The organism is Variovorax gossypii (genome assembly GCF_003965815.1).
Classification (GTDB): domain Bacteria; phylum Pseudomonadota; class Gammaproteobacteria; order Burkholderiales; family Burkholderiaceae_C; genus Variovorax; species Variovorax gossypii.
The window spans coordinates 342,481-354,833 of record NZ_RXOE01000004.1 but is presented as its reverse complement, the minus strand read 5'-3'; the positions used below and the strand labels follow the sequence as shown (position 1 = coordinate 354,833).

Below are 12,353 nucleotides of genomic sequence, written 5' to 3'. Positions count from 1 at the left end.
TGGTTGAGGGAATCGGGGGCTGCTACATCAGCCGCTCGCGCAGGGTGTCGAGCTGGCCTGTGAAGGTGGCGCTGTCTTCCAGGCAGCGCAGGTCGAGAAGCAGGCGGTCTTCGGCAATGCGGCCGATCACGGGCAGCGGAAGGCCGCGCAACGCGGTGGCGAGGGCATCGAGCGCGGTGCCGATGCCTTTCTTCGAAGTGCCGGCCGGTGCGAGTGCTAGACCCGCCGAGGGCAGGCGCTCCACCGGCAGCGAGCCGGAGCCGATCTGCCCGAGCAGCGGCACCACCTCGACGGTGAAGCGCGGCGATACGGCGGCCTGCACCGACGCCTTCAGCGCCTCGGCCATCTCGCGGATCGCATCGGCGGGCCGCGTGAGCAGCCGCAGCGTCGGCAGGTCCTGCGCGAGGCGTTCGGGCCGAAGGTACAGCGAGAGCGTGGCTTCGAGCGCGGCCAGCGGCAGCTTGCTCATGCGCAGTGCGCGCTTCATCGGGAACTTGCGGATGCGGCCCACGGCCTCCTTGCTGCCCACGATGAGCCCGGCCTGCGGCCCGCCCAGCAGCTTGTCGCCCGAGAAGGTGACCACGTCGCAGCCGGCCGCGAGCATTTCCTGCGGCAGCGGCTCGCGCGGCAGGCCGTAGTGCGCGAGGTCGATCAGCGAGCCGCTGCCCAGGTCGGTGGCCAGCGGCACGCCGCGCGCGTGCGCGATGCCGGCGAGCGTGGCTTCGTCGACCGCGGCGGTGAAGCCCTGCACCGCGTAGTTGCTGGTGTGCACCTTCATCACGAGCGCGGTGCGCTCGTTGATGGCGCGTTCGTAGTCCTGCGGATGCGTGCGGTTGGTGGTGCCGACCTCGACCATGCGCGCGCCCGCGCTGGCCATCACGTCGGGCATGCGGAAGGCGCCGCCGATCTCCACCAGCTCGCCGCGCGAGACGATCACCTCGCGCTCGCGCGCCAGCGCCGCGATGGTGAGCAGCACGGCAGCCGCGTTGTTGTTGACCACCGTGGCCGCCTCGGCGCCGGTGATGGTGCACAGCAGCTCTTCCACCAGCGAGTCGCGGTCGCCGCGGCTGCCGGTGGCGAGGTCGTACTCGAGGTTGTTGGGCGATGTCATCACCGCGAGCAGTCGCTGCAGCGCCGCGTCGGCCAGCAGCGCGCGACCGAGGTTGGTGTGGATGACGGTGCCCGTGAGGTTCAGCACCGCCTTCATGCGCGGCGCGAGGCGGGCCTGGATGCGCGATGCGAGCGCATCGCCCAGCGCGTCGGGCTGCACGTCGGCAGCGGCGAGCTTGCCCGCCACGGCCCGCGCGCGAAGCCCTTCGAGCAGCGCGCGCGCTTCCTTCACCACCAGCGTATGGCCGTGCTCGGCCAGCAATGCGCCCGGCACGGCGAGGCGCAGCAGTTGATCGACAGAAGGCAGATCCTGGGGCCTTGCCGTCGAGCCGTGGACCACGGACTCTTCGGGCGTTGCCATCAGCCGCCTCCGCCGTCGTCGGGTATTTCGGGGTCGCCGAAGAGCAGCATCAGGTTGTGGCCGCTGCGCTGGTGGCCGGCTTCGGAGACGAGCAGGTCGAGCGTGACGCTCGCCAGGTCGTCGGCGACAGGTTCGACTTCGGGGTCTTTCTCCATCGCGATCTGTTTGAGGTAATGGCCGCAGCTGTCGCAGCACTCGGCCTTGACGGCGCCGTCACGCGCGCCTGTCGCAGGCAGCTCTACGCCGGGCTGCGGCGAGAGCGACTCGAAGTGGATGCCCTTGGTGCTCTCGCAGTGCGTGCACTTGATGCGCACGTAGTGCCACTCGGTGCCGCACAGCGAGCAGTGCAGGTAGCGGAAGCCCGCTTCGTCGGCGCCGATGCGCGTGATGCTCACTGTCGGCGCGCTGCCGCAGCAGGGGCACTCGTTGCCGGGATCGGTACGTCCGTAGATGTTCTCGCCCTCGCGCTCGGCGACCTGCAGCACCAGCTGCGTCCAGTACGCCTGCAGCCCGGCGGCGATCAGCGGCGCGGCTGCGAGATCGAGCCCGAACATGATGCGGCGCGAGAGCCGATCGGCCTGCTCGTTGACCCATGCATCGTCAGCGGCCACCACGCGGTCGAGCGTGTCGCGCGCGGGGCCTTCGGGCAAGCGGGCGCGGAAGAGGCCGAGCAGGCGGCGCAGTTCCTTCAGCCACACGGGATCGCGCGTCCAGCCGAAGGCGGGCATCGGCGGCTTGAGCACCTTCGCGGCGGCTTCGAGCGCTTCGGATTCGGGCAGCTCGACCGACGCGTAGTCCTGCAGCACCTGGTGCTGCGCCTGCGCGAGGTCGGCGATGAAGATCAGGTACTCGCGCATCGGATGCGATGCTGCAAGCTGGCGCAGCCGCAATTGCCGGTCGGAGAACACGAGGGAGCGCACCGGCAGGCGCAGGAACGGCATCTGCCGCCCGGCCTGCATGGCGATCTGCTCAGGCTCGAGGATGCGTGTGGTCCGGATCGGCGGTGGGTTGCCGGGGGAGCTCGTCATCGGCGCAGTATCACTCACCTCGCGTCATTTTGCGATGCCAGAGAGGGTGATTGAGCTTGGCCCATCCCTCGGTGACCGTGCCGCGTGTCATCGCGCGCAGCGTGCCCTTGACCCAGATCGCCGCGTAGATGTGCGTGATGACCGAAAGGATCAGCACCACGGCCGAGGCCGCGTGCACCACCACCGCGATGCGCCGCACGAGGATCGGGAAGAAGCCTACGAACCACGGGCTCCAGAACATGAAGCCCGTCACCAGCAGCAGGAGCAGGCTGATGCCGAAGGCCCAGAACACCAGCTTCTGCCCGGCGTTGTACTTGCCCACCGGCGGCATGCCCGACTTGTCGCCCTTGAGCATCTTCGGCGCGTTGGCGATCCACTCGCGGTCGCCCTTGTCGAGGATGTTCTCGCGCCACATCGTGAAGAACAGGAACACAAAGCCCAGCACCATCAGGAGGCCCATGAATGGATGCAGGATGCGCGTCCACGGCCCGCCGCCGAAGAGGTTGGTCAGGAAGAACAGGCTGGGGTGGAAGAAGGCCAGGCCCGAGAGCGCGGCGGCGAAGAACATGATTGCGACGAACCAGTGGTTCATGCGCGTGGCGTCGCGGTAGCGGCGAAGGTAGTAGCGTGTCATCGCGTTCTTCTCCTCATGCGCGGGGTGCGTTGGATGAAGGCGAGGCCGGCGGCTCTTCGATCACCACCACGTCGTCGGGCTTGCCGTCGCGGTCGGCGTCGGGGTGGTCGTCCTTGGGCTCGATGGGGCCGGTCTTCATGTAGTGGAAGAAGCTGCCCACCACGGCGCCGATCATGGCAACCATCGCGAGCGGCTTGGCCACGCCCTTCCACAGCGAGACCAGCGGGCTGATCTGCGGGTCCTTCGGCAGGTCGGCGTAGAGCTGCGGCCGGTCGGCATGCTGCAGCACGTACATCACGTGCGTGCCGCCCACGCCTGCCGGGTCGTACACGCCGGCGTTGGAAAAGCCGCGCTCCTTCAGGTCGACGATGCGCTCCGAGGCGTACTCGTGCATGTCTTCCTTGGTGCCGAAGTGCAGCGCGCCGGTGGGGCAGGCCTTCACGCAGGCCGGCTCCAGGCCCACGCCCACGCGGTCGGAGCACAGCGAGCACTTGTAGGCCTTGTTGTCGACCTTGCTGATGCGCGGCACGTCGAAGGGGCAGCCGGTGACGCAGTTGCCGCAGCCCACGCAATGCTCGCTGATGAAGTCGACGATGCCGTTGGCGTACTTGACGATCGCGCCAGGCGAGGGGCACGACTTCAGGCAGCCGGGGTCGTCGCAGTGCATGCAGCCGTCCTTGCGGATCAGCCACTCGAGCTTGCCGGCCTCGGGCTCGACCTCGGAGAACTTCATCACCGTCCATGAGGCCGGCGTGAGGTCGACCGGGTTGTCGTAGGTGCCGTGCGTGGTGCCGACTTCGTCGCGCAGGTCGTTCCACTGCATGCACGCGACCTGGCAGGCCTTGCAGCCGATGCAGGCCGACACGTCGATCAGTTTCGCGAGCGGCTGCACCTGCGGACGATGGCGGATCTCGGGCGACGGCGTGGTCGTGGCCGAGCGGGCGGCGATGTCGAGGGTTTGAAGAGAGGACATCGTTCAGGCCTTCTCGATGTTCACGGTGAACGACTTGTACTCGGGCGTCTGCGTGTTCGCGTCGCCCACGAAGGGTGTCAGCGTGTTCACCAGGTAGCCCGGCTTCGCGATGCCGACGAAGCCCCAGTGGTTCGGCAGCCCCACGGTATGGACCGTGCGCCCGTCCACCTGCAGACCGACGATGCGCTTGGTGACCACAGCCACGGCCTTGATGAAGCCGCGCTTGCTCGACACCTTCACCATGTCGCCGTGGCCGATACCCTTCTCCTTGGCAAGCTCCTCGCCGATCTCGACGAACTGCTGCGGCTGGATGATGGCCGAGGTGCGTACGTTCTTGGTCCAGTAGTGGAAGTGCTCGGTGAGCCGGTAGCTGGTTGCCACGTACGGGAAGTCCTTCGGCACGCCGAGCCTCTCGAGGTCGCCCTTGAAGATGCGTGCCGCGGGGTTGGCGCGCGCCTTCTCGTTGTTCGGGTGCATCAGGTTGTTGACCAGCGGCGACTCGAAGGGCTCGTAGTGCTCCGGCAGCGGCCCCTCGGCCATGCCGGTGGGAGCGAAGAGTCGCGCTACGCCCTCGGCGGTCATGATGAAGGGACGCACCGCGTCGGCGTCGGTCGGGCTCGCGTCGGGGCGGATGTCGGGCACGTCGGCGCCGCCCCATTGCTTGCCGTTCCACGCGACGAGGCCGCGCTTCGCGATCCACGGCTTGCCGGTGGTCGGGTCGGTCGAAGCGCCGTTGTAGAGGATGCGCCGGTTAGCGGGCCAGGCCCACGCCCAGTTCTGCACCATGCCGATGCCGTACGGGTCGGCGTTGTCGCGCCGTGCCATCTGGTTGCCGGCCTGCGTCCAGGCGCCGGCGTAGATCCAGCAACCCGAGGCGGTCGAGCCGTCATCGCGCAAGAGGCCGAAGCCCGAGAGCTGCTCGCCGGCCTTGGCCAGCGGCGGCTTGGTCGGGTCCTTCGGGTCGGTCAGGTCGGCCAGCGCGCGGCCGTTGTATTCCATCGCCAGCTCCTGCGCGGAGGGCGAGTGCGGAATCTTGTAGGGCCAGGTGAGCTTGACGATCGGGTCGGGGAAGGCGCCGCCGTCCTTCGCGTAGGCCGCGCGGATGCGGTTGAAGATGCCCGCGACGATCTCGATGTCGCCCTTGGCCTCGCCCGGCGGCTCCGCGCCCTTCCAGTGCCACTGCAGCCAGCGGCTGGAGTTGGTGAGCGAGCCGTCTTCCTCCGCGAAGCAGGTGGAAGGCAGGCGGAACACCGTGGTCTGGATGTCGGCGGTCTTGACGTCGTTGAACTCGCCGAAGTTGCGCCAGAACTCGCTGGTCTCGGTCTGCAGCGGATCGATGGTGACCAGGAACTTGAGCTTCGAGAGCCCGTCGACGATCTTCTTCTTGTCGGGGAACGAGCCCACCGGGTTGAAGCCCTGGCAGATGTAGCCGTTGAGCTTGCCCTGGTTCATGAGCTCGAAGGCCTGAAGCACGTCGTAGAGCCTGTCGATCTTCGGCAGGTAGTGGAAGGCCCAGTCGTTCTCGGCCGTGGCCGCGTTGCCCCACCAGGCCTTCTGCATGCTGACGAAGAACTTCGGGTAGTTCTGCCAGTAGCTCATCTGGTTGGGACGCAGGGGCTTGAGCGCGCGGGTCTTGTAGTAGTCCTCCAGCGTCTGCTCGTTGTCACGTGCCAGCGACATGTAGCCCGTCAGCGAATTCGACAGCAGCCCCAGGTCGGTGAGGCCCTGGATGTTGCTGTGGCCGCGCAGCGCGTTCATGCCGCCGCCGGGCACGCCGATGTTGCCCAGCAGAAGCTGCACGATGGCGCCGGTGCGGATCATCTGCGAGCCCTGGCTGTGCTGCGTCCAGCCCAGGGCGTACATGATGGTCATGGTGCGCTGGGAGGTGCTGGTGCTCGCGATGTACTCGCAGACCTTCAGGAACTTGTCCTTCGGCGTGCCGGTGATGCGGCTCACCATCTCGGGCGTGTAGCGCGAGTAGTGCCGCTTCATCACCTGCAGCACGCAGTTCGGGTCCTGCATGGTCATGTCGACCTTGGCCATGCCCTGTTCGTCGAGCGCGTAGCCCCACGACTTGGGGTCGTAGTTGCGCTTCTCGGCGTTGTAGCCGCTGAACAGGCCGTCCTCGAACTTGTAGTCGGGGCCGACGATGAAGGTCGCGTTGGTGTAGTTGCGGACGTACTCGGTCTGGATCTTGTCGTTGCCAAGCAGGTAGTTGATGACCCCCGCGAGGAACGCGATGTCCGAACCGGCGCGTATCGGCGCGTAGTAATCCGCCATGGCGGCCGAGCGCGTGAAGCGCGGGTCGACCACGACCAGCCTTGCCTTGTTCTGTTTCTTGGCCTCGATGACCCACTTGAAGCCGCACGGATGCGCCTCCGCGGCGTTGCCGCCCATGATCAGCACGACATCCGCGTTCTGGATGTCCTGCCAGTGGTTGGTCATCGCGCCTCTGCCGAACGTCGGGGCCAGACTGGCCACCGTGGGTCCGTGTCAGACGCGTGCCTGGTTGTCGAACACCAGCATTCCGGTCGAGCGGAATGCCTTGTGCGTGATGTATCCGGTTTCGTTGGACGAGGCCGAGGCGCAGAGCATGCCGGAGCTGGTCCAGCGGTTCACGGTCTTGCCGTCGGCGTTGGTGGTCTGGAAGTTGGCGTCGCGGTCGGCCTTCAGCAACTTGGCGATGCGGTCGAGCGCCTCGCCCCAGCCGATGCGCTTCCACTCGGTGCCGCCGGGCTCGCGCACCTCGGGGTACTTCAGGCGCATGGGGCTGTGCACGAAGTCGAGCAGGCCGGCGCCCTTGGGGCACAGCGTGCCGCGGTTCACGGGGTGGTCGGCATCGCCCTCGATGTGGAGGATGTCGGACACCACGTTCTTCGCCTTGTCGCCCAGGCTGTACATAATGAGCCCGCAGCCCACCGAGCAGTACGGGCAGGTGTTGCGCGTCTCGGTGGTGCGCGCGAGCTTGAAGTTGCGGGCCTCGGCCAGCGCGGCGGTCGGCGAGAAGCCGAGCGCCACGATGCTGGAGCCGACCAGCCCCGCGCTGCTGACGCGGAAGAATTGCCGGCGGTTCATGTCCATGACGGAACCTCCTGCAGCGGTGAAGTGATGGGGTGTTTCATCGTGGTCTTCTTTTCTTCTTGCGGGTAACTCGAATGAACCTGGCGGGCCGCGCCGGCTACTTTGGCGCGGTGCCGTCGCCTCCGCTGGGCGCGGGCGCCGCACCGCCGGAAGAGCCGGTGCCGCCCGGGCCGCTCATGCCGCCCACGGCCGCGCCGCCTTCGGACGGGCCCTGGTGTGAGGTGGAGGATTCGACCTTGTCGCCGGAGGCGGCGGGGGCGATGCCCGTCGGGCTCGCGCCGGTCGAGGCCTTCGGCATCGGCGGCGAGGAGGGCTTGGGGTCGCAGGCGCTCGCCAGCAGGCCCGCGGTCAGGCACAGGCCGATGATCTGCAAGCGCTGCTGCTGACATCGTGGCATCGACACTCCTTGTGGGAAGGACGGGTCCGGCAACGGGCTGTTTTTATGGCCTCGTATTCCGCTTGCCGGGCGTGCCCGGTTTGCGACAAACGGGATGCGTTTGTCGCATCATGCGACAGCATCCTGCCAGGATCAAGGGCAAAAGGAGCGCAATAACCCTCGAAACCCGCCATGCCGCCGGGCGTCGGCTATCGTTCGCGCCATGAATGCCTCCCTCCGTCTGGGTTGGCGCACGCTCTGGCGCGACCTGCGTGCCGGCGAGTTGCGCCTGTTGATCGTCGCCGTGCTGCTGGCCGTGGCCGCGCTCACGGCTGTCGGCTTCTTCGCCGACCGGTTGCAGGGCGGCCTGAAGCGCGACGCGCGCCAGCTGCTGGGCGGCGACGCGGTGATCGTCAGCGACAACCCCACGCCCGAGGCCTTCGTGGCGCAGGCGAAGGCATTGGGGCTGGAGGGCACCAGTACCTACGGCTTTCCGACCATGGCCCGCGCCGACGACGCGCAGGGCGGCGCCAGCAAGCTGGTGGCGCTGAAGGCGGTGACGGCCGGCTATCCGCTGCGCGGCAGCCTGCAGACTTCCACCACCATCGACGGCGCCGGCGCCGTCACGCGAGACATTCCTCCGCCCGGTGAAACGTGGGTCGATGCATCCTTGCTCGATTCGCTGGGACTGAAGGTCGGCGACACGCTGCTGCTGGGCGACACCGGCCTGCGCGTGGGTCGCGTCATCACGCTGGAGCCCGACCGCGGCGCCGGCTTCATGAGCTTCTCGCCGCGCGTGATGCTCAACCAGGCCGACGTGGCCCGCACCGGGCTCGTGCAGCCTGCCAGCCGCGTGGGCTACCGCTATGCCGTGGCGGGCAGCGACGCCGCGGTCAAGCGTTTCACCGACTGGGCCGATGCCACCATCAAGAAGGGCGAGCTGCGCGGCGTGCGGCTCGACTCCTTCGAAAGCGGCCGGCCCGAGATGCGCCAGACGCTCGACCGCGCCGAGAAATTCCTGAGCCTGGTCGCGCTGCTCGCGGCGCTGCTGTCGGCGGTGGCCGTGGCGCTGGCCGCGCGCGGCTTCGCTGCCAGCCACCTCGACGACTGCGCGATGCTGCGCGTGCTCGGGCAGAGCCAGCGCACCATCGCCGTGGCCTATGCCTTCGAGTTCGCGGTGATCGGCATCGTCGCCAGCGCGCTGGGCGTGGCCATCGGCTTCGCGGTGCATTACGTGTTCGTGCTGCTGCTGGCAGGTCTGGTCGAGACCGCGCTGCCCGCGGCCACGCTGTGGCCCGTGGCCTTCGGGTTGGGCATGGGGCTCACGCTGCTATTCGCCTTCGGCCTGCCTCCCGTGCTGCAGCTGGCGCGCGTGCCGCCGCTGCGCGTGATCCGGCGTGATGTGGGCGGGCTCAAGCCCGCGTCGCTCGCGGTGCTGGGCGTCGGCGTTGCGGGCTTCGCGGCCTTGCTGATGGCTGCGAGCAGCGACATCAAGCTGGGCCTGATCGCCGTCGGCGGGTTCGCGGGCGCGGTGGCGGTGTTCGCGCTGCTGAGCTGGCTGGCGGTGAAGGTGCTGCGCCGCAGCGTCAATGAGGCGACCGCGCCGCGCTGGCTGGTGCTGGCCACGCGGCAGATCTCGGCGCGGCCGGCCTACGCGGTGGTGCAGGTCAGCGCGCTCTCGGTGGGCCTGCTGGCGCTGGTGCTGCTGGTGCTGCTGCGCACCGACCTCGTGGCGAGCTGGCGCCAGGCCACGCCGCCCGATGCGCCGAACCGCTTCGTCATCAACGTCATGCCCGACCAGAGCGAGGCCTTCCAGAAGTCGCTGCGCGACGCGGGCGTGAGCAAGTTCGACTGGTACCCGATGATCCGCGGCCGCCTCGTGGCCATCAACGACAAGCCGGTGTCTCCTGACGACTACACCGAAGACCGCGCCAGGCGCCTGGTGGACCGCGAGTTCAACCTCAGCAACAGCGTGGACGCGCCTGCGCACAACAGCATCACCACCGGCAAGTGGACGCCCGGCGCCGTCGGCGAGGTGAGCGTGGAAGAGGGCCTGGCCGAGACGCTGGGCCTCAAGATGGGCGACATGCTGCGCTTCGACATCGGCGGCATGCAGAACGACGCGCGCATCACCTCGCTGCGCAAGGTCGACTGGGGCTCGATGCACGCCAACTTCTTCGTGATGTACACGGTGGCCTCGCTGGCCGACGTGCCCACCACCTACATGGGCGCCTTCCGCGCGCCCGAGACGCGCGGCTTCGACAACGCGCTGGTGCGCAGCTACCCGAACGTGACCAACGTCGACATGAGCGCCACCATCAACCAGGTGCAGCGCGTGCTCGACCAGGTGATCCGCGCGGTCGAGTTCCTGTTCGGCTTCACGCTCGCGGCCGGGCTCGTGGTGCTGTTCGCCGCGGTGACGGCCACGCGCGAGGAGCGTGCACGCGAGTTCGCGGTGATGCGCGCGGTGGGCGCTCGCGCCAGCCTGCTGCGGCAGGTGCAGCGCGCCGAGCTCGCGGGCGTGGGCCTGCTGGCGGGCTTCCTCGCGAGCATCGTGGCCGCGCTGATCGGCTGGGGGCTGGCGCGCTACGTGTTCGAGTTCACCTGGACCGCTTCGCCGCTGGTGCCGGTGGCCGGTGCGCTGGCCGGCGCGGTGCTGGCGCTCGGCGCCGGGTGGTGGGGCCTGCGCGAGGTGCTTCGCCGGCCGGTGGTCGACACATTGCGGCGCGCGGCCGAGTAATTTTTCTTCTCTTCGGGGCGAGACGGGGCCGGGGATGCAATACATTCCCCGGCCCCGTACTCATTTCAGAAGAGAGAAATCCTCGCATGCGCCTGGCGTCATTCCAGATCACCAACTTTCGCTCGATCAACGACAGCGGCCTCATCGATTCCACGCAGATCACCGCGATCCTCGGCCGGAATGACAGCGGCAAGTCGAACCTGCTGCGTGCGCTCCACAGCCTGAACCCCGCCGAAGGCATTGCCGAACTCAGCCCCATCAAGGACTTCCCGCGCCACCGCCGCCTGGAAGAGTGCACGGGCGACACCCCGGTCGTGTTCACGCGCTGGAGCCTCGACGAAGGCGAGCAGGCTGAGCTGGCCGCGATCCTGCCGCGCGCGGCGGGCGTGCGCCACGTCACCGCGAGCCGGGGCTATGCCGCCGCCCGCTCGGCCGGGTTCGAAGGGCTCGGCGCCCTGTCGCTCGACGTGAGCGACACCAAGGCCAAGGTCCGCAAGATCGTGCCGGCCGTGAAGGCGGCCGCCGAGAAGGTCGCCGACGAAGCCGCGAAGGCCGCTCTCGAGCAGGAAACCGACGTCTTCGACGCCGCGATGATCATGAGCCCCGACTACATCAAGTGGTCGGCGGGCGCCATCAAGGCGGCCCAGGCCCTGCGCAAGGCGCTGGCCGTGTCGGGCGCCGAGCTCAGCGACAAGCAGGACCAGATGCTCGCCGAGCTGGAGGAAACCGCGCTTTCCATCGCCAACGACGCCCCCGCGCTGGAGCGCGCGCAGGAATGGGTGATCGGCAAGCTGCCGCGTTTTGTCTACGTCGACGAATACCCGGCGCTGCCCGGCCGCCAGAACATCGCCGAATACCTGGGACGCGAGGGCTGGGGCCAGCTCACGCCCGAGCAGCGGAGCTTCGGCAAGCTGTGCAAGGTCGCGGGACTCGACCTGCGACAGCTGCAGGCCCTGCTCGACAGGAATGACCAGGCCACGCGCAACCAGCTCGTCAACCGCGCCGGCTCGGTGGTGACGGCCGAGATCCGCCGCATCTGGAAGGACCGCGCGCTGAAGGTTCGCTTCAACCTCGACGGCCAGTACCTCGACACGCTGGTGTCCGACCCGAACGCCGCCTACGAGGTCGAGGTGAACCTGGAGGAGCGCAGCCGCGGCTTCCAGTGGTTCTTCTCGTTCTACGTCGCCTTCTTCGCCGACACCCGTGGCGGCAACGCGGAAGACGCCGTGCTGCTGCTCGACGAGCCCGGCCTGCACCTGCACCCCCATTCGCAGGCCGACCTGCTGGCGCACCTGGAGAAGGACTTCGGCAACCAGATCGTCTACACCACGCATTCGCCGTTCATGGTGCCCGCGCACCGGCTCGACGCGGTGCGCACCGCCAGCCTGAGCGAGACCGCGGGCACCACGGTGAGCAATGCCGCGGAGGGCGACGAGCGCACGCTGTTCCCGCTGAAGGCTGCGCTGGCGCTGAGCCGGATGGCGAGCGAGCCGGTGAAGCAGGAAGTCTCGAAGCCGGTGGTGGCGACGCCGGAACCGGTGAAGCCCGCGCCCGCGAAGCCTGCGAAGTCGGCCAAGTCCGCCGAGGCGGCGGCCGTGATTCCAGCTCCCGCGAAGACCGAGGCCGCGAAGCCTGAACCCGTCAAGGCCGAACCTGCAAAGTCCGTTGTCGTGGAAAGCGCCAAGCCGATGGAAGCAGCGCCTGTCGCACTGGCCGCACCGGCACCAGCCATGCCCGTGCCGGCGAAGGTCGCAGCCCCTGCAAAGGCCGAGGTGGCCAAGCCTGAGGCGGTGGAACCAGTCGTCGTGGAAAGCGCAAAGCCTGCAGAAGCGGTGCCTGTTGCAGTCGCTGCACCGGCCGTCGCGCCTGCGGAAGTGCCTGCACCTGCGACTCCCGAACCGGCGAAGCCGGTGGTCGCCGAAAGCGCCAAGCCCGTCGAGCCTGTAGCTGTAGTGCCTGTGGAGGCTCCAGCGGCGCAGCGCGTCGAAGAGCAGGCCGTCGCTGTAAGTCAGCAGGCGGAGCAGCCGGCAGAGGTCGCCTGACGGGCGCG

The 12,353-nt window shown here is 68.4% G+C and carries 8 protein-coding genes; 2 read left to right on the top strand and 6 right to left on the bottom strand.

From position 1 onward, the window contains the following. Positions 1 to 22 precede the first annotated feature (22 nt). The 6 genes from selA to EJP69_RS18450 form a co-directional block, all read right to left on the bottom strand. Complete coding sequence (gene selA, locus EJP69_RS18480) at positions 23 to 1,471, bottom strand: L-seryl-tRNA(Sec) selenium transferase (protein ID WP_126471947.1); 1,449 nt, start codon at positions 1,469 to 1,471, stop codon at positions 23 to 25. Next, entirely contained in the window at positions 1,471 to 2,499 is a 1,029-nt protein-coding gene (gene fdhE, locus EJP69_RS18475; RefSeq protein WP_126471945.1) for a formate dehydrogenase accessory protein FdhE, read from the bottom strand. Before fdhE ends, selA begins: the two co-directional genes overlap by 1 nt. Before the next feature lie 10 nt (positions 2,500 to 2,509). Continuing rightward, complete coding sequence (locus EJP69_RS18470; RefSeq protein WP_093302200.1) at positions 2,510 to 3,133, bottom strand: formate dehydrogenase subunit gamma; 624 nt, start codon at positions 3,131 to 3,133, stop codon at positions 2,510 to 2,512. A gap of 13 nt (positions 3,134 to 3,146) precedes the next feature. Next, entirely contained in the window at positions 3,147 to 4,106 is a 960-nt protein-coding gene (fdxH, locus tag EJP69_RS18465; RefSeq protein ID WP_093198046.1) for a formate dehydrogenase subunit beta, read from the bottom strand. 3 nt (positions 4,107 to 4,109) lie between these two features. Then, entirely contained in the window at positions 4,110 to 7,187 is a 3,078-nt protein-coding gene (gene fdnG / locus EJP69_RS18460) for a formate dehydrogenase-N subunit alpha (protein WP_148112194.1), read from the bottom strand. Between the two features lie 97 nt (positions 7,188 to 7,284). Then, a complete protein-coding gene (locus EJP69_RS18450) occupies positions 7,285 to 7,584 on the bottom strand; it encodes a hypothetical protein (RefSeq protein ID WP_126471941.1) in 300 nt (99 codons plus the stop codon). A gap of 202 nt (positions 7,585 to 7,786) precedes the next feature. Between EJP69_RS18450 and EJP69_RS18445 the strand changes: the two genes are divergently transcribed. After that, the gene (locus tag EJP69_RS18445) at positions 7,787 to 10,303 is read left to right on the top strand and encodes an ABC transporter permease (protein WP_126471939.1); all 2,517 of its coding nucleotides are present in this window, start codon (positions 7,787 to 7,789) and stop codon (positions 10,301 to 10,303) included. Positions 10,304 to 10,389: 86 nt separating this feature from the next. Beyond that, a complete protein-coding gene (locus tag EJP69_RS18440) occupies positions 10,390 to 12,345 on the top strand; it encodes an AAA family ATPase (RefSeq protein WP_240652195.1) in 1,956 nt (651 codons plus the stop codon). The last annotated feature ends 8 nt before the right edge of the window (positions 12,346 to 12,353 follow it).

Bases quoted from the DNA above. Each gene is read 5' to 3' on its own strand.
- selA (WP_126471947.1), bottom strand. From the start codon at position 1,471: ATGGCAACGCCCGAAGAGTCCGTGGTCCACGGCTCGACGGCAAGGCCC.
- fdhE (WP_126471945.1), bottom strand. From the start codon at position 2,499: ATGACGAGCTCCCCCGGCAACCCACCGCCGATCCGGACCACACGCATC.
- EJP69_RS18470 (WP_093302200.1), bottom strand. From the start codon at position 3,133: ATGACACGCTACTACCTTCGCCGCTACCGCGACGCCACGCGCATGAAC.
- fdxH (WP_093198046.1), bottom strand. From the start codon at position 4,106: ATGTCCTCTCTTCAAACCCTCGACATCGCCGCCCGCTCGGCCACGACC.
- EJP69_RS18450 (WP_126471941.1), bottom strand. From the start codon at position 7,584: ATGCCACGATGTCAGCAGCAGCGCTTGCAGATCATCGGCCTGTGCCTG.
- EJP69_RS18445 (WP_126471939.1), top strand. From the start codon at position 7,787: ATGAATGCCTCCCTCCGTCTGGGTTGGCGCACGCTCTGGCGCGACCTG.
- EJP69_RS18440 (WP_240652195.1), top strand. From the start codon at position 10,390: ATGCGCCTGGCGTCATTCCAGATCACCAACTTTCGCTCGATCAACGAC.